General features: G+C 74.2%; 16 protein-coding genes and 2 pseudogenes. 7 read left to right on the top strand and 11 right to left on the bottom strand.

Going from position 1 to position 19123, the window contains the following annotated elements; all coding sequences use genetic code 11:
• The first annotated feature begins 1 nt into the window (after nucleotide 1).
• Complete coding sequence (locus ACGFQ9_RS05135; RefSeq protein ID WP_393571316.1) at nucleotides 2–937, top strand: transketolase family protein; 936 nt, start codon at nucleotides 2–4, stop codon at nucleotides 935–937.
• A 291-nt stretch (nucleotides 938–1228) separates the two neighbouring features.
• On the opposite strand, the gene ACGFQ9_RS05130 is transcribed toward ACGFQ9_RS05135, so the two are convergent.
• The 7 genes and pseudogenes from ACGFQ9_RS05130 to ACGFQ9_RS05100 form a co-directional block, all read right to left on the bottom strand.
• Entirely contained in the window at nucleotides 1229–1639 is a 411-nt protein-coding gene (locus ACGFQ9_RS05130) for a RidA family protein (protein WP_393571314.1), read from the bottom strand.
• A gap of 91 nt (nucleotides 1640–1730) precedes the next feature.
• Nucleotides 1731–2147, bottom strand: a pseudogene (locus tag ACGFQ9_RS05125) (MmcQ/YjbR family DNA-binding protein); the annotation flags it as partial.
• Nucleotides 2148–2236: 89 nt separating this feature from the next.
• Nucleotides 2237–2809, bottom strand: a complete 573-nt coding sequence (locus tag ACGFQ9_RS05120; RefSeq protein WP_393571312.1) for a GAF domain-containing protein — start codon at nucleotides 2807–2809, stop codon at nucleotides 2237–2239.
• The gene (locus tag ACGFQ9_RS05115; protein ID WP_393571310.1) at nucleotides 2806–3405 is read right to left on the bottom strand and encodes an ATP/GTP-binding protein; all 600 of its coding nucleotides are present in this window, start codon (nucleotides 3403–3405) and stop codon (nucleotides 2806–2808) included. The genes ACGFQ9_RS05120 and ACGFQ9_RS05115 overlap by 4 nt, the downstream gene beginning before the upstream one ends.
• Entirely contained in the window at nucleotides 3383–3787 is a 405-nt protein-coding gene (locus ACGFQ9_RS05110) for a DUF742 domain-containing protein (protein ID WP_393571308.1), read from the bottom strand. Before ACGFQ9_RS05110 ends, ACGFQ9_RS05115 begins: the two co-directional genes overlap by 23 nt.
• 80 nt (nucleotides 3788–3867) lie before the next feature.
• Nucleotides 3868–4296 (bottom strand): annotated as a pseudogene (locus tag ACGFQ9_RS05105) (roadblock/LC7 domain-containing protein); the annotation flags it as partial.
• Nucleotides 4297–4337: 41 nt separating this feature from the next.
• Nucleotides 4338–6854 (bottom strand): ATP-binding protein, encoded by a 2517-nt coding sequence (locus ACGFQ9_RS05100; protein ID WP_393571306.1) that lies wholly within the window; start codon nucleotides 6852–6854, stop codon nucleotides 4338–4340.
• A gap of 429 nt (nucleotides 6855–7283) precedes the next feature.
• On the opposite strand from ACGFQ9_RS05100, the gene ACGFQ9_RS05095 reads away from it, so the two are divergent.
• Complete coding sequence (locus ACGFQ9_RS05095; protein WP_393571304.1) at nucleotides 7284–7739, top strand: GNAT family N-acetyltransferase; 456 nt, start codon at nucleotides 7284–7286, stop codon at nucleotides 7737–7739.
• A gap of 107 nt (nucleotides 7740–7846) precedes the next feature.
• A complete protein-coding gene (locus tag ACGFQ9_RS05090; protein WP_393571302.1) occupies nucleotides 7847–10276 on the top strand; it encodes a protein kinase in 2430 nt (809 codons plus the stop codon).
• A 30-nt stretch (nucleotides 10277–10306) separates the two neighbouring features.
• Here ACGFQ9_RS05090 and ACGFQ9_RS05085 read toward each other — a convergent pair whose 3' ends face one another.
• Entirely contained in the window at nucleotides 10307–10504 is a 198-nt protein-coding gene (locus ACGFQ9_RS05085; protein WP_393571300.1) for an antitoxin, read from the bottom strand.
• A 339-nt stretch (nucleotides 10505–10843) separates the two neighbouring features.
• On the opposite strand from ACGFQ9_RS05085, the gene ACGFQ9_RS05080 reads away from it, so the two are divergent.
• Genes ACGFQ9_RS05080 through ACGFQ9_RS05070 form a run of 3 tightly spaced genes read left to right on the top strand, consistent with a single transcriptional unit; the run spans nucleotide 10844 to nucleotide 14360 of the window.
• Nucleotides 10844–12232 carry a uracil-xanthine permease family protein gene (locus tag ACGFQ9_RS05080; protein WP_393571296.1) on the top strand — a complete coding sequence of 463 codons (1389 nt, stop codon included), beginning with the start codon at nucleotides 10844–10846 and terminating at the stop codon, nucleotides 12230–12232.
• Nucleotides 12229–13653, top strand: a complete 1425-nt coding sequence (locus ACGFQ9_RS05075) for an amidohydrolase family protein (RefSeq protein WP_393571295.1) — start codon at nucleotides 12229–12231, stop codon at nucleotides 13651–13653. The genes ACGFQ9_RS05080 and ACGFQ9_RS05075 overlap by 4 nt, the downstream gene beginning before the upstream one ends.
• Entirely contained in the window at nucleotides 13650–14360 is a 711-nt protein-coding gene (locus ACGFQ9_RS05070) for a sulfite exporter TauE/SafE family protein (RefSeq protein WP_393571293.1), read from the top strand. The genes ACGFQ9_RS05075 and ACGFQ9_RS05070 overlap by 4 nt, the downstream gene beginning before the upstream one ends.
• A 37-nt stretch (nucleotides 14361–14397) precedes the next feature.
• Here the strand turns inward: ACGFQ9_RS05070 and ACGFQ9_RS05065 are convergent, their stop codons facing one another.
• Entirely contained in the window at nucleotides 14398–15465 is a 1068-nt protein-coding gene (locus tag ACGFQ9_RS05065) for a substrate-binding domain-containing protein (RefSeq protein WP_393571291.1), read from the bottom strand.
• 522 nt (nucleotides 15466–15987) lie between these two features.
• Between ACGFQ9_RS05065 and ACGFQ9_RS05060 the strand changes: the two genes are divergently transcribed.
• A complete protein-coding gene (locus tag ACGFQ9_RS05060; RefSeq protein ID WP_393571289.1) occupies nucleotides 15988–16899 on the top strand; it encodes a helix-turn-helix domain-containing protein in 912 nt (303 codons plus the stop codon).
• Nucleotides 16900–16978: 79 nt separating this feature from the next.
• Here the strand turns inward: ACGFQ9_RS05060 and ACGFQ9_RS05055 are convergent, their stop codons facing one another.
• The gene (locus ACGFQ9_RS05055; RefSeq protein WP_393571288.1) at nucleotides 16979–18250 is read right to left on the bottom strand and encodes an MAB_1171c family putative transporter; all 1272 of its coding nucleotides are present in this window, start codon (nucleotides 18248–18250) and stop codon (nucleotides 16979–16981) included.
• Nucleotides 18247–18822: a hypothetical protein gene (locus ACGFQ9_RS05050; protein ID WP_393571286.1), complete on the bottom strand. Its 576-nt coding sequence runs from the start codon at nucleotides 18820–18822 to the stop codon at nucleotides 18247–18249. The genes ACGFQ9_RS05055 and ACGFQ9_RS05050 overlap by 4 nt, the downstream gene beginning before the upstream one ends.
• Nucleotides 18823–19123 lie beyond the last annotated feature (301 nt).

Below are 19123 nucleotides of genomic sequence, written 5' to 3'. Positions count from 1 at the left end.
CATGGACACGATGCGGGAGCGGTTCGTCACGGTGACCTCGGAGGTGCTGGACACGGATCCGCGGCTGGCCGTGGTGCTGGCGGAGATCACCATGGACGGGTTCCGGCCCGCACGACAGCGGCACCCGGACCGGGTGGTCAACGTCGGCATCCGGGAGCAGCTGCTCATCGGGGTCGGCGGCGGGCTGGCCCTCACCGGGCTGCGGCCGGTGATGCACACGTTCGGGAGCTTCCTGGTGGAGCGGCCGTTCGAGCAGGTCAAGCTGGACTTCGGACATCAGGGCACGGGCGGGGTCCTGGTGAGCGCCGGCGCCTCGTACGACTGGCCGGCGGGCGGCTACACCCATATGTCACCCGGTGACGTGGCCCTGCTCGACACCCTGGACGGCTGGACGGTGCACGTACCGGGGCACCCCGACGAGGCGGAGGCGCTGCTGCGGCACGCGTACGCGGACGGCGACCGCAAGGTGTACGTCCGGCTGTCGCTGCAGGCGAACGGCTCGGCGCGGCCGGTGGACGGCTCCCGTTTCCGGACCGTCCGCGAGGGCGGCCGGGGCGTGGTCCTGGCCGTCGGCCCGACCCTGGACGGGGTGCTCGCCGCGACCGAAGGGCTGGACGTGACCGTGCTGTACGGGACGACTGTCCGCCCCTTCGACTCCGCCGGGCTGCGCGCCGCCGTGGGGAACGGACCGGCGGACGTGGTCCTGGTCGAGCCGTACCTGGCGGGCACTTCCACGGCCGCCGCGAACGACGCGCTCGGCGACCTCCCGCACCGGGCCCTCGGGCTGGGCGTGGGCCGCGCCGAGCTGCGCCGCTATGGCACGGCGGAGGAGCACACCGCCGCGCACGGGCTCGACCCGGCCGGCTTGCGGCAGCGGATCACGGACTTCCTCGGCGTCCGCCGGGAGACGCCCGGGGCCGGGGTCCGCACCCGCTAGGGCCTGTGGTCGAACTCGCGTCGTCGCCCGGAGGGCGGCCCCACGGCGTCTGGCGCGTGCTCTCGGCGTGCCGGGCGGGAGCCCCCGTACTGGACGTACTCGGGCTCTCGCCCGGTGCGGCGAGAGTGCGTGCCAGGCGCCGCGGGGCAGACGCGAGTTTGACGACAGGCCCTAGCAGACTCACCCTCACGGCTTGGTCGGAGCACATGATCAGACGGAGGCCGCCACGGCGTCCGGCGCATGACCATGTGGGCGGAGCAGTTCGAGAGGCTGTGCGAGGCGTGAGGCCGCTCAGTCGGGCAGCGCGACGGTGAGGTCCACCTCGACCAGCTGCCCCGCGAAACCCAGCTGCGCAACCCCCAAGAGCGTGCTGGCGGACGTGAAGGCCGGCCCGAGGGCGGAGGCGGTAAGCCGGTGCCAGGCGAGGCCCAGGTCCCCCCTGTCATCGCTCCGCACGTAGATCACCGAACGCACCACGTGCTGCGGCTGAGCGTTCACCGCCGCAAGGGCGGCAAGTGCGTTCAGGACAACCTGATCGACTTGCACCTCGAGGGAGCCCGGGCCGACGAGAGAGCCGCCCTGGTCGAGGGGGCACTGCCCCGCCAGATAGGCCGTTCGGCCGGTCTCCACCACGGTGATGTGGTGGTAGCCCGGTGTCTCATGCAACTGATCGGGGTTGATGCGGCTGATCTTCGCTGTCATGCCGTGAGTCTGACCAGTCTGTCCCCTGACACGCACCCGAATTCCCACCGCGCGACCCTCCGACGTGGCGCGAGGTCAAGTGAACAAGCCAGGGGGCGTCCAGGTCCGGGTGGGCGGCAGCCACGCGCTTGGGGGCGGCCTGGCGCCAGGAGTCGGCGAGGATCGCGCGCAGTTCCGCCCGGTCCTCCAGGGCGCCGAGCCGGACCCGCAGCCAGGCGTAGTTGTCGTCGTGGCGCTCGCGGACGAAGAACTTGTCCGGCTCGGCGGCGATCAGCTCGGCCCGGTCCTCCTTGGGGCACTTCACCCCGATGGTGGTGTCGTCGTCCCCGAGGGCGGCGAAGATCCTTCCGGCGACCCGGAAGGTGGGCATGCCCCAGGACAGCTTCTCGCTGCTGTCCGGCAGCGACAGTGCGATCGCGCGGACGTCCGCCGCGGTCACCGTGGGCACCTTGCTCGCCCCTCTGCCACTGTTCGCCTTCGCCTCAGCCTTCGCCTCTTTGTCGGCCATGTCGTCGACCGTAGCGCCGGGCACGGACAGCGGCCCTTCGGCCGGGCCCTACGGCCCTGCCCTCCGGCAGGGCTCCTCGGCGGGCTCCCTCACCAGCCGCCCGTGTCCTCCCGCCGGTGGATGCGGTCCACCAGTTCCGCCGCCAGCGCCTTGATCGTGCCCAGGCCCTCGGTGCCCCACCGCCTCGGTACCCCGTCGGCCGCGCACACCGTCCCCAGGACGATCCCCCGGCGGTCGGTCAGCGGGGCACCGAGGTAGGAGCGGACCCCGTTCTCGTCGACCACCGCGTTCCCGGCGAACCGGGCGAAGTCCCGCACGTCCTCCAGCACCAGCGCCCGCCGCCGCACGACCACGTACGGGCAGTAGCCGTGGTCCCGCGCCAGCACCCGGGCCGGATAGCCGCGCGCCTCCGGCGCCGGCGCCCCCGCGTCGTCCGGACCTCCGCCGTGGTGCAGGCCGGCGAAGAACTGGCGTTCCTCGCCGAGGAAGTTGACCCCGGCGTGCGGGGCCCCGACGGTGTCCGCGATCCGCCGCGCGAACGCGTCGAGTTCGGGGTCGGCCCGCTCCCCCAGTGCCAGTTCGCGCAGGCGCGGGACCCGTGTCCCGGCGTCCCGGTCCACCGGGGTGAGCAGCAGGTGTCCGGTCGACTCGTAGTACGTCATATGTCCTGTTCCCCCTGGACGTCGGACAGCAGATGGCGGACGAGGGCCGCCAGGGCACCCGTACCGGATACGGCGAGCCGGGCGTCGCACCGTACGACCGGGACGCCCGGGCCGAGGCCGACCGCCTCGCGCACCTCCTCGGCCGTGTACCGGTGGCCGCCGTCGAACTCGTTCACGGCGACGACGAAGGCGATGCCGTGCCGTTCGAAGAAGTCGACCGCCGGAAAGCAGTCGGCCAGGCGCCGGGTGTCGGCGAGCACCACGGCACCGAGCGCGCCCGCGCACAGCTCCTCCCACAGGAACCAGAAGCGTTCCTGACCGGGCGTGCCGAACAGGTACAGGACGTGCGGCGGCCGGGTGTCGAGGGTGATCCGGCCGAAGTCCAGCGCCACGGTGGTCGTCGACTTCGTCGCGTTGCCGTCGAGGAGGTCGCTCTCCGCGCCGAGGTCGCTGAGCAGCTCCTCCGTGGACAGCGGCTCGATCTCGCTGACCGCGCCGACGAACGTCGTCTTGCCCGCGCCGAACCCGCCCGCGACCAGGATCTTCAGGGTGGCGGGGAGGTCGGTGCGGTCCTCACAGCCTTCGGCGCAGACCATCGAGCACCGCCCGCAGGAGGGACTGGTCGTCGGCCGGGCGGTTCAGGAAGTGCGGGGCCTGGGCGGTCACCGCGCCGGCCTGCACCAGATCGGACAGCAGGACCTTGGTGACCACGGCGGGCAGCCGCAGCTGTGCCGCCACCTCCGCGACCGAGACCGAGGCCGCCCCGGCTCCCGCGCAGAACCGCAGCGCGAGGGTGTGCTCGGGGCCGAGCGGCGGGCGTGGCCGTACGCCGGTCGCGGTGACCACGGACAGCAGGTCGAGCGCGACGGCCGGGCGGGTGCGGCCGCCACTGGCCGTGTAAGGGCGCATGACCCGGCCCGCCGTGTCGTCGAGCCACGGCGTGTCGCGGCGGGCGGCGCCGGGCGCGTAGGTCCTCATCGCTCGGACCGGACGGGTGCCGCGGGTGCCGACACGGACGCCGGTGCGGACGCCGGCACGGACGCCGGTGTGGAAGCCGGTGCGGACGCAGCGCCGGCCGGGCGCCTGGGCGCGGCCGCCAGGTAGGGCCGGACGCTCTTGACCAGCATGGCCATCTCGTAGCCGAGTACGCCCGCGTCGGCCTCGCGGTCGGCGAGCACCGCCAGGCAGGTACCGGCTCCGGCGGCCGAGACGAACACCAGCGCGGAGTCGAGCTCGACCACGACCTGCCGGACCTCGGCGCCGTCACCGAACCGGGCACCGGCGCTGCGGCCCAGCGAGTAGAGGCCGGAGGCCAGGGCGGCCATGTGGTCGGCGCTGTCGGCGTCCAGGCCGTGCACGCAGGTGACGAGGCCGTCCGCGGTGAGCAGTACGGCGCTGCGGGTGTACGGGACCCGTTGCACGAGCCCGCTCAGCAGCCAGTCCAGGTCGGACAGTCGGCCCGTGGTGGTCGTCACTTCGCCGGCCATGGGGTGCGCTCCTCGATCGGGGGATGGGTCATGGGGTGGGGTCACGGGTTCTCGGACTGGGCGAGGCCGAAGCCCCGCTGGAAGGCGGCCATCAGGCCGGGGTCGTGGACGGGCACCTCGGCGGTACGGGCGGCGTGTGCGGTCCGGGGCGCTGGCGCGTCGCGGAGCTGCGGAGCGAGGTGCTCCTGGGCGCGCCGCCGGGGCAGCGGCGGCCGCCCGCCGCCGGGCGGGCCCGCGGCCGGGGCCGGGGCGGAGGCCGTCCGATCTTGGTTCCGCCGCTCCTCCGTCGGTGAATCCGCCGTCGGCCGCTCCTCGGCCTGCCGGTCCTCGGCCTGCCGGTCTTGGGGCCACCGGCCCTCGGTCGACGGCGCCGGGGCCGGCCGGTCGTCGGCCGACCGGTCCCGGGCCTGCCGGTCGTCGGCCGACCGGTCCCGGGCCTGCCGGTCGTCGGCCGACCGGTCCCGGGCCTGCCGGTCGTCGGCCGGCGGAGCCTCCGTCTGCGTCCCCTCAGTCGGCCGGTCCCCGATCGGCGGGCCCCCGATCGGCCGGCCCACTGCCGGTCGGCCGTCCGTGAGCTGCTCTCCGGTGGGCCGGGCATCGAGGAACCAGGCATTGGTGGGCCGTTCGCCCGCCGGCCGGGCATGGGTCACCAGAGCGTCGGCGGACCGGTCGTCCGCAGGCCAGGCGTCAGTGGCCCCGGCGTCAACCGGGCGAGCGTCCCCGGGCCGGGCGTCGGCAGGCTCACCGTCCGCCGGCCAGGCATCGGTCGCACGGGCGTCAGCGCGCCGGCCACCGGCAGGCCGGGCGTCGGCGGGGCGGCCGTCGCCGGGCCAGGCATCCGCAGGGCGGGCATCCGTGAACCAGGTATCGGCGGACCAGGCACCGGCGGGCCGGGCGTCGGCGGCTCGGTCGTATCCGGAGCCGTGGCCCCTGAGCCGGTCCTCCGGCAGCCGCTCGTGCGTGAGCCGGGGGCCCGGCACGGGCCGGGCAGGGGAGTCAGCCGCAGTCGGTGCAGCCATGGGAGCCGTGGGAGCCGTGGGAGCCGTCGAGGCCGTGGAAGCTGTGGAGGCCGTCGGCTCCGCCGGAGCCACGGTGTCCGCGGGCGCCACGCGCGCCACCGGGTCCGTCAGGCCCGGCGCGGCCGAGGCCGTCGCCGGGGGGACCGCGGTGGACGAGGCCGTCGCGGAGGCCGCACCCGGGGGCGCCGACGTTGCCCCCTGCGGGGGTCCTGCCGCGCGGGTGTGTTCCACCGGCAGACCGGCGGGCCGCGGCCCCGAGATCCGTACCGGCTCCAGCGGTGGCAGCGGATCGCGGGTCAGCCGGGAGCCGCCCGCCGCGGCGTCGGCGGACGCGGACTCCGCACCCAGCAGTTCCCTCGGCAGTACCAGGACCGCCAGCACCCCGCCGTAGATGTTGGACTTGAGCTCGACCGCGATGCCGTGCCGCCGGGCCAGGGACGAGACCACGAACAGGCCGATCCGGCCGTCCGCGAGCAGATTGCAGACACTGATCTGCTCCGGGTCGCCGAGCAGCTCGTTCATCCGGTGCTGCTCCTCCGGAGGCATGCCCAGCCCCCGGTCCTCGACCTCGACCGCGATGCCCGCCGTGACCCGTTCCGCGCGCAGCACCACGTCCGTGTCGGGCGCCGAGAACACCGTCGCGTTCTCGACGAGTTCGGCCAGCAGGTGCACCACGTCCGCGACGGCGTGGCCGCGTACGGTGCCGCCCGCCGGGGGCACCACCTTCACCCGGGTGTACTGCTCCACCTCCGCGACCGCCGAGCGCAGCACTTCGCTCAGGTCGATCGGCCGGGTCCACTGGCGCCGGGAGGCGGCTCCGCCGAGCACCGCCAGGTTCTCGGCGTGCCGCCGGATCCGGGTGGCCAGGTGGTCGACGTGGAACAGCTCCTTGAGCAGGTCGGGGTCCTCGACGGTGTCCTCCAGGCCGTCGAGCAGCGAGATCTCCCGGTGCACCAGCGACTGGAGCCGCCGGGCGAGGTTGACGAAGACCTCCACCTTCTGCTCGCTGTCGGTCCGGTTCTCCGGTCCCGCCAGGCGCAGCAGCACCGCCTGGGCGTGGTCCCGGGCACCCCGCAACTCCTGGGCCAGCAGCCAGAACTCGTCGGCGTCGGCGGGCACCGCACCGGCCGCGGCGGACGGCACGGCACCGGTCCGTACCGGCCGGGACGGCGGCTCGCCGCGCTCCAGCCGTTCCGCCGTGACGCGGAGCTCCTGGCGGCCGCGCGTACTGGACCGGCGGAGCACCTCGCAGCGGTCGCGTACGGTCCTGGCCGCGCGCTGGGCCCCGAGCAGCGCGGCGGCGAGCGCGCCGGCCACCAGCAGCCCGCAGCCGGCCAGCACCGGCCACAGCCGGGCGTCCCGGTCGCCCGAACCGCCACCCAGCTGCAGGGTGAAGATCACGGCGGCCGCGCCGCTGAGCCCGGCGGCCAGGGTGGGCAGCACGGCGGCACGGACCAGCTGGGGCCGTATCTGCCGCCCGGGTCCGGTGACGGCGTGTCGCGACGGGGTGTGGCGGGCGGGGGCTCGGAGTCCGGACATCGGCGTCCTCGGTACGTGGGGCCGGATCCCCGGCACCGGCCGGGATCCGGTGTTGATCACCGAGTACCCACGCTAGACCGCACGATCCCGCCCGGGACGGCCAGTTGGAGAACTTCACCGGGGTGCTTCCCGCTCCCGAAGGAGCGCTCGTACGGCCGCCCGATTGCGCCGGGAGCGCACGCGCCGGGGCGCCGGACCGGCGGCCCGGCGCCCCGCGCACCTGTCCACCGCGGTGCTCCCGCCGCCCGTCTTTCGCCACCCCGGCCACTGCCCGCGCCCGCCGCGTTCCCCGATGATCGGGTTCCGGGTGCCGGTCCTCCCGCGGGCCCACCGCCGTCCCGGCGGGCGCCCTTCCTTTTGATTCCCTTCGATCCTTCGATCGTTCGATCCTTCGATCCCTTCGATTCCCTTCGAGCCGGAGTTCACGTGATGTCCCAGATCCAGGTCCGCGCCGTACGCCCCGAGGACTTCGCGCAGTGGCGCGCCCTCTACCGCGGTTACGCCGACTTCTACGCAGTGGAGCAGACCGAGGAGGCGGCCGCGCTGGTCTGGTCGTGGGTGCACGACCCCGGCCACGAGGTCAACGCCCTGGTCGCCGAGGACGCGGACGGGCGGCTGATCGGGCTGGCGCACTACCGGCCCTTCGCGCGACCGCTGTCCGCGACGGTCGGCTGCTTCCTCGACGACCTGTTCGTGGCTCCCGACCGGCGAGGCTCGGGCGCGGCCGACCTGCTGCTCGGCGCCCTGCGCGAGATCGCGGCCGAGCGCGGCTGGAGCGTGGTGCGATGGATCACCGCCGACGACAACCACCGGGCACGGGCGAAGTACGACCAGGTGGCCACCCGGACGATGTGGGTCACGTACGACATGGCTCCCGGCCGCTGACACGGGACTGATGCACCGCAGCCCGGCGGGCTACACTGCCGGGCGGCGCGACCGGCAGGGGGTGCCGGCACCCGCTGTTGGTGCTGCTGAACGGGGGGTGCACGTACATGAAGCCGCTCGAACCGGGTGATCCCGCCTCGGTCGGGAACGGCCGCTACCAGCTGACGCACCGGCTGGGCCAGGGCGGCATGGGCGTGGTCTACCTGGGCCGTTCGCCGTCCGGACGCGCCGTGGCGGTGAAGGTCGTACGCCCCGAACTGAGCACCGAACCCGGCTTCCGGCGCCGCTTCGCCGACGAGGTGGCCGCGGCCCGGCTGGTGGGCGGTTTCCACACCGCCCCGGTCGTCGACGCCGACCCCGACGCGGATCCGGCCTGGCTGGTGACGGCCTTCGTGCCCGGGCCGACGCTGGCCACCGTGCTGGCCCGGGTCAGGGCCCTGCCGGTGGACACGCTGACGGTGCTGGCCGCCGGTCTGGCCGAGGCGCTGGAGGCGATCCACCGGGCCGGTGTGATCCACCGCGACTTCAAGCCCGCGAACATCATCATCGCGGAGGACGGGCCGCGGGTCATCGACTTCGGCATCGCGCGGGCGCTGGACGGTACGGCGCTGACGCAGACCGGCTACCAGGTGGGCACCCCGGGCTTCCTGGCGCCCGAGCAGCTCACCGGGGGCACGATCACGCCCGCGGTGGACATGTTCGCCCTCGGGGTGGTGCTCGTCCAGGCGGCGGGCGGGTCGCCGTTCGGGGACGGGCCCTCGGCGTCCCGGCACTTCAGGGTGGTCTACGAGCAGCCCGACCTGTCGGCGGTCCCGGAGGAGCTGTACGCGCTCGTCACCGAGTGCCTGTCCAAGGACCCGGCGGGCCGGCCCTCCCCGGGGGACTTCCTCCTCCGGCTGGCGGTCCGCCACCCGGAGGGCGACGGCTGGCTGCCGGACGCGGCGACGGCCCTGCTGCCCCGCCCCGGCCTCGTACCGGGGCTCGCCCCGGTGCCAGTGCCGGAACCCGCACCGGGTGCCGAACCCGCGGCGGTGGCGGCCGACCCCGCGGAGGCCGCCGTCCCCACTCCGGCGGTCGTTCCCGGTCAGTCCGCGGCTCCCGCTCCCGTCACCGAAGCGGCCCCTGTGGCCGAGCCCGCGCCTACGCCTACGCCTACGCCGGTGACTGAGGCCGACCCGGCGTCGTCACAGCCAGCGTCCCCGTCCCCGTCTCCCGCACCTCCCTCGGACGCCTCGCCGTCCCCCTCACCGGCCCCTTCGCCGTCGCCTGGTCCCGGGTCCGCCGCCGTGCCGTCCCGCCCCGCGCCACGCCGCGGCGTCATCACGGAGGGCGTACCCGGCCCATCGGTCACGCCCGCGCTCCCCTCCCCTGCCCGGCCGGAGGCCGGCCCCCCGGACTCCCCGACCGTCACGTCACCGCCGGTTCCGGGCACTCCTCTTCCTGGCACGCCCCTGCCGGGCACTCTGCTTCCGGGCACTCTGCTTCCGGGCACTCCGCTCCCGGGTACCACCGACAGTGCCGCACCGGCGGAACCCGCGCGCCGCCGCCGTGGCCTGGCCGCGGTGGCGGCAGCGGCCCTCGCGCTCTCGGTTCTCGGCCTCGTACTGTGGCAGCCGTGGTCGTCCGGCTCCCCCGACGGCAAGGGCGAGACGACCGGCGGCTCCAGCCCCGGCCCCAGCACCAGCCCCGTTCCGGCGGCGTTCCCCACCCAGCCGCTGCTGATCCGGCGGGACACCGGCCCCGGCTGGCCACAGGACTGCAAGGGGGACATCGCCACGCGCGGCCCGGCGGGCACCCCTCCGGTGGTGCTGATCAGCGGGAGCACCTGCGACATGCTCCCCCAATGGGCCCCGGAGCGGCTCTCGTTCGCGTTCACCCGGACCGACGCGAACGGCTCGTCGGTGTGGGTCGCCGCGGCCGACGGTTCGGAACCGCGACGGATCACGTCCATCGCGGGCGGCCGGGTGGCCTGGTCCCCGGACGGCAAGTACCTCGCCGTCCTCCGCAAGGTCAACGGCGTACAGCAGCTGTGGCGGGTGGACGTCGCCGACGGCAAGGCCGTGCAACTGACCTCGGGCAAGGGCCAGGTGGAGGATCCCGCCTGGTCTCCCAACGGCAAGCGGATCGCGGTCTCCATCGACCTCGGGGACGGCGACTTCCAGATCCACACGGTGGATCCGATCCTTCCGGGTGCCCCACCGGTGCAGATCACCCAGCTGCCGCACCCGGCCCTCGACGCGGTGTGGTCACCGGACGGCAGTACGTTCGCTTACACCGCGAGCGTGTCCGCGCCGGAGGCCGGCTCGGCGCCCCAGGGCAACATCCACCTGATCGGCAGCAACGGGGCGGGCGACCGGCCCCTCGTGTCGACCCCCGACCACGAGATGGATCCGGCCTGGTCCCCGGACGGCCAGTGGCTGGCCTTCGTCCGCGGCCCGTACGAGAAGCCGGTGGTCTGGGCAGTCCGCGCGGACGGCACGGACGCCCGCGCCCTCACCGCCGAGGGGTCCTCGGAGGGCCACCCGGGCTGGCGCTGACAGGGCTGCCGACCCAGGGCTGCCGACCCGTCACTGCTCGGGCGGACGCTGCTGCTGCTCGCGGTCGGCGCCCAACTGCCGCTTGAGCTGTTCCTGGGCGGTGTCGACCTGGCTGCTGTACTTGCCCTGGGTCTTCTCGTCCACGAAGTCGCCCGCCTTGTCGATGCCCTTGGCGGCGTGCTCCTCGTGGCCCTTCAGCATCTGCTTGAGCTTGTCCATCACAGACATCGCTGCCTCCTCGCTGCCGATTCGCCTCCCAGGATCGCGGCCCGCCGCGCGCCCCGCATCCGCGGAGCCGTGACCAGCGGGTTCGCAAGCTCGGCGGGCCTGTTGACGGCGTACGCGAGTCGGCCGGTCAACGGCTGCCCGCCACCCGGTGTTCTGGCCCGGGTCGACCGCCAACCAAGGCCGGCGTGGCGAGAAAACATCGTGCACCGACCCTTGACGCTGATCACAGGCCCTCACATACTGGCGGCCAAATCGATTTGGCCTCATCGATTCAGCTCTCCGTCCAGGGCCTGATCGTGGCTGAAATCCGAAGGTGCCTACGCCGAACGGAGCTCCTGCGTGTTCACTCAGCGTCAGACCCTTGCCGGTACCGACCCCTCGCCGGCGGACCAACCCACCCACCCCGTCGACGAGTCCCGGCCCCTCGGCCGGATCCTCCTCTTCGGCATCCAGCACGTCCTGGTCATGGCCGCCACCCCCATCTCGGCGATCTTCCTGATGAGCGCCACCCTCCGCCTCGACCCCGCCCTGACGGTCAAGCTGCTCTCCGCGGCCTTCGTCCTGTCCGGCATCGGATCCCTCGTCCAGTCACTCGGGCCGTGGAAGTTCGGTCCGCGGCTGCCGTTCGTGATGCTGCCGGGCGGCGCGCCGCTCATCCTCTTCATCGCCATCGCCGAGCAGCACGGACTGCGGACGGCCACCGGAGCGGTGATTCTCACCGCCGCCTTCTACTTCGTCGTCCTGCCGGTGTTCTCGCGACTGCTCGCCTTCTTCCCGTCCCTCGTCATCGGAACGATGATCGTCATCGTCGGCGTCAACCTCGTGAAGGTCGGAGCCGTCCTCGTCACCGGCCGTCCCGGGCAGCCCGGCTTCGCCGACCCGTCCAACCTCGCCCTCGGCATGGCCACGATCGGCTTCACCGTGGTCTTCTACCTGCTCTTCACCGGCGTGCTGCGGCAGCTCGCCGTCATGCTCGGACTGCTCGCGGGCACCGCCCTGGCCGCGGTCCTCGGCACGATCGACGCGGTCGGCGTCACCGAGGGCGGTCTGCTGAACGTGCCCCAGCCGATGCCGTTCGGCTCGCCCGAGTTCAACCTCCTCGCCGCGGTACCGCTGATGCTCTACAGCCTCGCCTCCATGGCGGAGGCCACCGGCCAGACCGTCATCAACGCGCAGGCCGTGGGCAAGACGATCGACCAGCGCACCGACGTCCCCAAGACCATCCGGGGCGACGCGCTCACCTCCTTCTTCGGCGGCTTCTTCGGGCTGCCGCTGATGGTGACGAGCGGCGAGAACATCGGGATCGTCCGGGTCACCGGAGTTCGCAGCCGCTTCGTCACCGCCGCGGCCGGAGTGGTCCTCATCGTCATCGGCTTCCTCGCCCCCGTGGCCCGCGCGATCAGCGTCATCCCGTCCGCGGTCATCGGAGGCACCGCCATGGTCGTCTTCGCGGTGATCACCGTGCTCGGGGTGCAGATGCTCGGGCGCTCGGACCTCGACAAGCACACGAACACGTTCATCAGCGCCGTCGCCCTGGCCCTGGGCCTGCTGCCCATCCTCATCCCCGGTGTGTACGCCGGCTTCCCGCCGAACCTCCGCATCCTCCTCGAAAGCGGCGTCGCCGTCGGCGCGTTCACGGCGGCGGTCCTCAACATCCTCTTCCACCACGTCAGGCCCGGCATCGCCGCCCGGCTCACGGCCGGCACCCGGACGGAAAGCATCCGATGAACCAGATCGACCAGAACGGCCAGAACGGCCAGAACGACCGGATCGACTCCCGCCTCCTGGACGGCCCCGGCCCGTTCCTCCTCGTCCCGGACACCGTCCTGCTTCCCGAAGGGCCGGCCGACGGCTTCGCCGTGGTCGTCACCGGCGGCACGTTCGGGGCCGTGGGCCCCGCGGAGGTCATCGCGCGCACGCACCCCGGCCTGGACCCGGTACGGCTCCCCGGCCACCTCCTGATGCCCGGCTTCGTCGACGCCCACCACCACCTGACGCAGAGCTTCGGCGCCGCGCTCGCCTTCGGTGAACCGTCGGAGATCTTCCGCCGGGTATGGGAGCCGCTGGAGGGTGCGCTGGACGAGGAATCGGCCTACGTCGCCGCCAAGTTGGCGGCGTTCGAGTCCCTGCGGGGCGGATTCACCACCGTGGCCGACGCCGGCACCCGCGCGCACGTGGACGCCGATGTCATCGCCTCCGCCACCCGCGACGCCGGAATCCGCTGCGTGCTCGGCCGGGTCTGCTCCGACACCGGGAGCGAGGCCCCCTCCGTCCTCGCGTCCGCGGAGAAGCACCTCGCCCGGTACGAGGGTGACCCGCTCGTCCACCCCTCCCTCGCCGTCCCCACACCCGAGTCGGCCACCGCCCGGACCCTGGCGCACACCGCCCGGCTGGCCGCGGAGGCCGGGGCCACCGTACAGATCCACGTCAACGAACACCTGGCCGGAGTCGAACGCTCCCTGGTCCGGCACGGTCTGCGCCCCCTGGAGTACCTGCACCACGCCGGCGCCCTCGGCCCGCAGCTGGTCGCCGCCCACGCCACCCTGCTCACCCCCCGCGAGGTCACCCTGCTCGCCGACACCGGGACCGCCGTCGCCTACAACCCCGTCGCCAGCGCCTGGAAGGGCAACGCCGTGGCCCCGGCCGGCACCATGGCCGAGCGCGGGATCCGCTTCGGACTCGGCACGGACGGCACCCGGGGCGACGGCTTCCGGCTCGCCGACGCGGCCGAGTTCGCCCAGCGCCTGGCGTACGGCCTGGCCACCGGCGACTCCTCCTGCGGCGCCGGGTGGACCTGGCTCGGCCGCGCCGGCCACGGCGGCGCCGAGGCCCTCGGTCTGGGCGCCCGTACCGGAGCCGTCGCCGAGGGCCTGGCCGCCGACTTCCTCCTCGTCGACGTCTCCGGCCCGGAACTCGCGCTCTCCTGGGACCTGCCGTGGGAGCTGGTACGGCGCGGCAACCGCGACCTGATCACCGCCGTGTTCACCGCCGGCCGGCTCCGGCTGTGGCAGGGCCTCCCCACACAGTGGGACGGGCCGGCACTGGTCCGGCGGGCGGCCGGCCTGGCCCGCGCCGCCGTGGCGAGGGCGAACGTCACCCGTGCGCACCCCACCTCCACGGCGGCGCGCGAGCGGAGCGGAGCGCGATGACCGCCGAGACCCTGGCCGTCCTCGCCGTCACGGTGACCGCCGCCGCGTTCGTACAGGGCAGCAGCGGGCTCGGCTTCGCCCTGATCGTCGCCCCGGTGGCCGGCATCCTCGATCCCGGCCTGCTCCCGGTGTTCGTCCTCGCCTCGATGATCCCCCTCAACCTGTACGTGGCCTGGCGCGAACGGGATGCGCTCGACCTGCGGGGGGCGCGCTGGATCACCGGCGCGCGGCTCGCCGCGACCCCCGGCGGGCTGGCGCTGCTGCTGCTCGTCCCCGACCGTGCGATCGGCCTGCTCACCGGCGTCGCCACGGTCCTGGCGGCGGTCGTGAGCCTCGCCGCGCCCGCGTTCGCCCCCGGGCGGGCCGCCTATCTCGGCGCGGGCGCGGTGACCGGGCTGACGGAGACCGCGACCGGCGTCGGCGGTCCGCCGCTCGCCCTGGTCTACCAGCACCGGCCGCCGGCCGAGCTCCGCGCGACCGTGGCCGTCTGCTTCCTCGTCGGCGAAGTCGCCTCGCTCGTCCTGCTGTTCGCGACGGGAGAGGGCCGGCCGGCGGACCTGGGGTGGGCGGCGCTGCTGGTGCCGGCAATCGCCGCCGGGGCCTGGGCGAGCCGTCTGGTGCACCACCGGGTGGACGGGCGCAGGATGCGCCTGTTCGTCCTGCTCTTCGCACTGGTCTCCGGGACGGGCCTCATCCTCGGGATGTGACCGGCGGGTCTCATCCCGGGGAGGTGACCCGCGGGTCTCATCCCGGGGAGGTGACCCGCGCCGACGAGGCCCGTGCGACCAGCCGGGGCTCGGGCGGCGTGGCCACCGCGGCGGTGTCCACGTCGCCGCGCAGCCGTCCCAGCAGCAGGTCCACCGCGTCGGAGGCGGCCCGGTCCAGGTGCAGGTCGACGGCGGTGAGCGGCGGCCGGCAGGTCCGGGCCCGCAGCCCGTCGTACCGGGTGACGACCATGACGTCGTCCGGTACGGCGCGCCCGCTGTCCCGGATCGCCGCGACCGCGCCCACGGCGAACGCGTCCACGAGGGCGCACACGGCGTCGATGCCGGGGTGTTCGGCCAGCAGGGCCGCACAGCACGCGTAGCCGGCTTCCTCGCCGCCCGTCTCGTGGGCCGTCGCCACGACCGGCACCCAGCCGTACTCCTCGGCGACCCGCTCGTAGGCGGCCCGCGCGTCCACGGAGGAGTGCCGGGCACCGGACCCGATGATCAGCGCCGGGTTCCGCGCACCCTGCTCGTGCAGGTGCCGCAGGAGCAGTTCGGCGACCGGCCCGCCGCGCAGGTCGACGTACGGCGCGGGCTCGTCGGGCGAGACGGGCCGGCCGAGTGCGACGTACGGCAGCCCGCGCTCGCGCAGGGAGGCCACCGCCGCGTCGCCCACGTCCGGCTCGACCACGATCGCGCCGTCGACGTCCACGGAGTGCAGGCCCGACCCGGACCGCACGGGGGGTACGAGCACCAGCGCGTACTCGTGGCGCAGGGCGCTCTCGGCTGCCGCGGCGGCGATCTCCATGTAGAACCCGAGCCGGGAGGCCCCGCCGGCCACCGCGAACGGCATGGAGGAGGCCAGCGCGATGGCCTTGGCCTGGCCGCGCCGCAGCCGCTGTGCCCGCAGGTTGGGCCGGTAACCGAGCTCGGCCGCCACCTGCTTGATGCGCTCGCGCGTCCGGGGGTCGACCTTGCCCAGCCCGTTGAGGGCGTGCGAGACGGTCGTGCGCGAGACGCCGGCGACGCGGGCGACGTCGGCGATGGTCGGCGGCTTGGGGCCGGGGCCGGGGCCGGGGCCGGGGCCGGGGCCGGAAACGGGCATCGGCGCGACTGCTCCTCACGGTCGGGGCGCGTGGCGTCCTCGTCTTCGCGGTGACTCCCTCATCTTCGCCGATCGCGGCGCGGCGGTGGCCGTCGGCCGCCTTGAACCGGGCGACGGCCGGGGGCCGGCAGCCTGCCGTCGCCCGGCCGTCGGCCGCAGCCGTGGCAGCGATGCCGGATGTGCAGGGTCAGCGCGTGGACCGGCCCGTCGTCGCTGACGCAGTGGGTCAGGCTCGGGTGCGAGGTGTACTGCCGGACGAAGCGGTGCCCGGGGAGCCGCCCTCCCCTCGCGGGGCGGCTTCCCGGGCAGGCAACGTGACGGCGCGGGCCGGCGCCGGGTTCCGGAGGTGCGGAACGGGGCGGACCCGCGGTGCATGCCGGGATCCCGCGACCGGGGCCGGCGGTCTCATGGACCGGACCCCGCGGTCGCAGGACTGAAGTTATCCTTAATTCAGCGACCCTTCAAGTCGCTCGATTCAGGGTGACCCTAAGTTCATCGTCCGTCAGTACAGGAGATGCCCGCATGCCACATCGTCGCTTCGATGGGGGCCTGGTACGTCGGGCCCGAAGAGCCGCGGATCTCACCCAGGCGGAACTGGCGGGACGGCTGGGGGTGTCGGAGGCGGCCGCCGCCAACTGGGAGGCGGGGCGCTCCCGGCCCGGGCCGGAGAAGTTCCCGGCGATCGCCCGGGAACTCGCCGTGGACATGGACGAGTTGTTCCCCCGCGAGGGCCTGCGGGACCTGGGCGACGTACGCTGCGATGCCGGTCTCTCCCAGAAGGAGGCCGCGAAGGCGCTGGGCACCAGGAGCGAGAGCGCCGTACGCAAGGCGGAGAGCGGCAAGCGCAGACTGGCCGACGCGTACGTGCCCCTGCTGGCCGAGGCGTACGGGGTGACGGTCGCGGCGCTCCTCGCCGCCCAGGAGCGCTCCTTCGGCCATGAGGTGGCCGAGCCGGGTGCCCGCCGGGCCGGGCCGGGCGCCCCGGCGCCCGCGGGCGAGCGGCCGGCCGTCACCCCGATGAGCATCGCCGAGCGGATCGCCTTCCTCCTCGAGCGGAGCGCCCCGGACGCGGACACGTCGGACGAGGCCCTGGCCCTCCGGGGGAACACGGCGCTCGGGCGCCCGGTGCTGACGGCCGGACTGGTCGCCGCGCTCCGTTCGGGGGCGCGGACCACCGCTTCGGAAGAGGAGTTCGAGGCCCTCACGGCGGCACTGGACGCTCCCCCGTTCTTCCTGTCCAGCGAGGACGAGGAGGTCCACCGGATCGTCGGCGCGGCGCGTCTGCTGACCAGCGGCTTCACCGGCATGGCGGCCCGCGGGGACGGCGACCGGCTGACGCCGCAGCTGCTCGACTTCATCAACGAGACGGTGGCCAGGATCCGGTCCGGGCTGCCCGCGGGACAGGGGGACGGGACCAGGCCCGAGAAGGACTGAGCGCGCCGTGGTCAGGCCCCGCGGCCCGGCCATGCGGTCAGGCCCTGCGGTCACCGGCCGGCCCGGCCCGGTTCCCCGGTCAGGCCGGCAGGCTCTCCTCCGCGAGGAGGGTCACCACCTCGTAGGGGGTGACCTCGGCGTAGGCGGCGGCGACACCCAGCAGCCGGGCGCCCTCCTCCGCCAGGCTCCGGCCCCTGCCCGACGGGAATTCGGCGGGCGGACCGGCGGGGCCGTTCGCCGCGGTCAGCGCGGCACGGATCCACAGCGCCTGCGCGCGGGCCTCGGTGTCCTGGCCCTCGGTGCCGTCGCGTCCGGCCATCGCGAGGGCCCGCGCGTAGAGGCCCTCGGGAGCCCGGCGCCGCAGCTCCAGGATCGCGTCCAGGATCTCCGTGATGTACCGGCCCAGGCGGAACTCGGGGGTCATCGCGCGGGAGAGGACGTCGCGTGCCGTGTTCAGCGGAACGGCGGCACGGCTGCCGGGGAAGAGGCGGCTGGGCGGTACGGCGACCAGGTCCGGGGCGGCCAGCGCGAGGTCGCGCCACATCCGGTGGAGCGTCACGGTCTTGCGGAGGGTGCGGCAGCGGTTCGCGGCGGCCTGCGTCACGGGCAGGAGGACGCCGATTCCCCAGAGGAGGAAACAGCAGTCGAGGACCACGTCGGTGACGGCCTCCTGGGCCGCCGCGTGGCCGGCGGAGACGGGGTGGAGACCGGCGAGCACGCTGTAGACCAGGCGGATCGCGGCGTAGATGGCACCGATGATCATGCCGGCCGTCATCATCCACAAGCCGCCGCGCAGGGCCGGACCTCGGGCCTCGCGGGCCTTGCTGCCCCACTGGTAGGCGCACAGGCCGATGAGCGAACCCGAGAACAGGTAGAAGAGGCCCATGTACAGGGCCACGGCGGGTTCGCCCGTGTGCCGGTCCAGGAACTCCGGCGCCGTGGGCACCGCGGTGCGCCGCAGTCCGAGGACGAAGACGGCGGCCATCGCGGCCGAGGTGACCGCGCTGATCGTGATGATGTGCCGGTGCGCGGCCGCGGTGACGCGGATGCGCCGGCCGGCGGGGGCACCCGACCGGAGTGCGGCCGCGTCGATCGCCGTGACGTAGCGCAGGAGGGCGGTCATGGCGGTGATGACGAGGACGTGCTTCAGCAGGGTGGCGAGGTCGTGGACCCCGACGCGGTCCACGAGTGACCGTCCGGGTCCGGTACGCAGCACCCAGGCCAGGGACATGGCGGTGAGCGTGCCCCACAGGGACCGCTCTCGTGTGCGGCCCCGGAGGGCCGCCGGGGCGCGCCAGAGGGCCTGCAGCATCAGCAGGGCCACGATGACGTAGGTGGTCACATGGGTCACGGGCTGGTCCGGTTGGGGTAGGTGAGGGAGTCGGACAGGGCCCGCAGCACGGCATCGCCGGACTCCTGGGCGCTCTGGGCGTAGGCGCGTTGCTGGATGACGTCGGCCACGGTCTCCGCCCGGGCCTCCGTGTGGGTTCCGTAGCGGCGGCGGGCCGCGGCCTGCCCGCGGCCGACGAGCATGCCGATCAGGGCCGGGGGGAAATCGCCCAGGAGCTCCGCCATTTCCTGCTGTGTGACGCCGTCCGCGTCGTCGCACCACAGGTGGGCCAGTTCGTGCAGGATGATCTTTTCCTGGTGCCACTTGCTCGTGCTGTGCGGGTAGAAGATCAGGTCCAGCCCGAGCTCCTCCTGCTTCAGCCACAGGCCGCACAGGGACGAACCGCCGAGCAGCCGGTCCGGAACGGGGACGAGATGGATCTCCCGTCCCCGTTCCGCCGCGACGTTGCCGACCAGACCGGCGAGGGTGAACGGACACGGCAGGGGCATGCCGGCGACGATCCGCTGCGCTTCCTCGCGTACCGCCCGATGGCTCGGGACGGCGCGGTCACGCCTGCGCAGTCTCCATCGCATGTTCTGCCGCTCCAGTGGCCTTCGGTGGGTGGCGCCGCGGGGGACGACTTCCCTCGGCACGTGATCGTCGGGGTGAGCCATCGCGGCCACCGCTTCCCGCGGGCTGTCGCCGGGGACCGGGGACCGCGCGGTGGACGCGCGCGACCGCACGGCCGGGAGGGCCGGCATCCGCGCTCACCGTGCCGCGGGCACTGATCCGCCGACCGCCCCGGAGCGGTCGTACAAGATCCCGACCCGGACGCAGCATATCGGCGGACCGGTGCGGCCACACACCGCGGCCCGATGGCCAGGACACTCGAGT

It is taken from the genome of Streptomyces sp. NPDC048603 (assembly GCF_043199475.1).
Taxonomy (GTDB): Bacteria; Actinomycetota; Actinomycetes; order Streptomycetales; family Streptomycetaceae; genus Streptomyces.
The sequence above is the reverse complement of the archived record's forward strand: the minus strand, read 5'-3'. Positions and strand labels throughout refer to the sequence as shown.

What these genes read in the sequence shown, in the direction of transcription:
- ACGFQ9_RS05075 (WP_393571295.1), top strand. Translation starts at nt 12,229, where the DNA reads ATGAACCAGATCGACCAGAACGGCCAGAACGGCCAGAACGACCGGATC.
- ACGFQ9_RS05115 (WP_393571310.1), bottom strand. Translation starts at nt 3,405, where the DNA reads ATGGTCTGCGCCGAAGGCTGTGAGGACCGCACCGACCTCCCCGCCACC.
- ACGFQ9_RS05135 (WP_393571316.1), top strand. Translation starts at nt 2, where the DNA reads ATGGACACGATGCGGGAGCGGTTCGTCACGGTGACCTCGGAGGTGCTG.
- ACGFQ9_RS05120 (WP_393571312.1), bottom strand. Translation starts at nt 2,809, where the DNA reads ATGACGTACTACGAGTCGACCGGACACCTGCTGCTCACCCCGGTGGAC.
- ACGFQ9_RS05090 (WP_393571302.1), top strand. Translation starts at nt 7,847, where the DNA reads ATGAAGCCGCTCGAACCGGGTGATCCCGCCTCGGTCGGGAACGGCCGC.
- ACGFQ9_RS05065 (WP_393571291.1), bottom strand. Translation starts at nt 15,465, where the DNA reads ATGCCCGTTTCCGGCCCCGGCCCCGGCCCCGGCCCCGGCCCCGGCCCC.
- ACGFQ9_RS05110 (WP_393571308.1), bottom strand. Translation starts at nt 3,787, where the DNA reads ATGAGGACCTACGCGCCCGGCGCCGCCCGCCGCGACACGCCGTGGCTC.
- ACGFQ9_RS05130 (WP_393571314.1), bottom strand. Translation starts at nt 1,639, where the DNA reads ATGACAGCGAAGATCAGCCGCATCAACCCCGATCAGTTGCATGAGACA.
- ACGFQ9_RS05070 (WP_393571293.1), top strand. Translation starts at nt 13,650, where the DNA reads ATGACCGCCGAGACCCTGGCCGTCCTCGCCGTCACGGTGACCGCCGCC.
- ACGFQ9_RS05050 (WP_393571286.1), bottom strand. Translation starts at nt 18,822, where the DNA reads ATGCGATGGAGACTGCGCAGGCGTGACCGCGCCGTCCCGAGCCATCGG.
- ACGFQ9_RS05100 (WP_393571306.1), bottom strand. Translation starts at nt 6,854, where the DNA reads ATGTCCGGACTCCGAGCCCCCGCCCGCCACACCCCGTCGCGACACGCC.
- ACGFQ9_RS05060 (WP_393571289.1), top strand. Translation starts at nt 15,988, where the DNA reads ATGCCACATCGTCGCTTCGATGGGGGCCTGGTACGTCGGGCCCGAAGA.
- ACGFQ9_RS05095 (WP_393571304.1), top strand. Translation starts at nt 7,284, where the DNA reads ATGTCCCAGATCCAGGTCCGCGCCGTACGCCCCGAGGACTTCGCGCAG.
- ACGFQ9_RS05085 (WP_393571300.1), bottom strand. Translation starts at nt 10,504, where the DNA reads ATGTCTGTGATGGACAAGCTCAAGCAGATGCTGAAGGGCCACGAGGAG.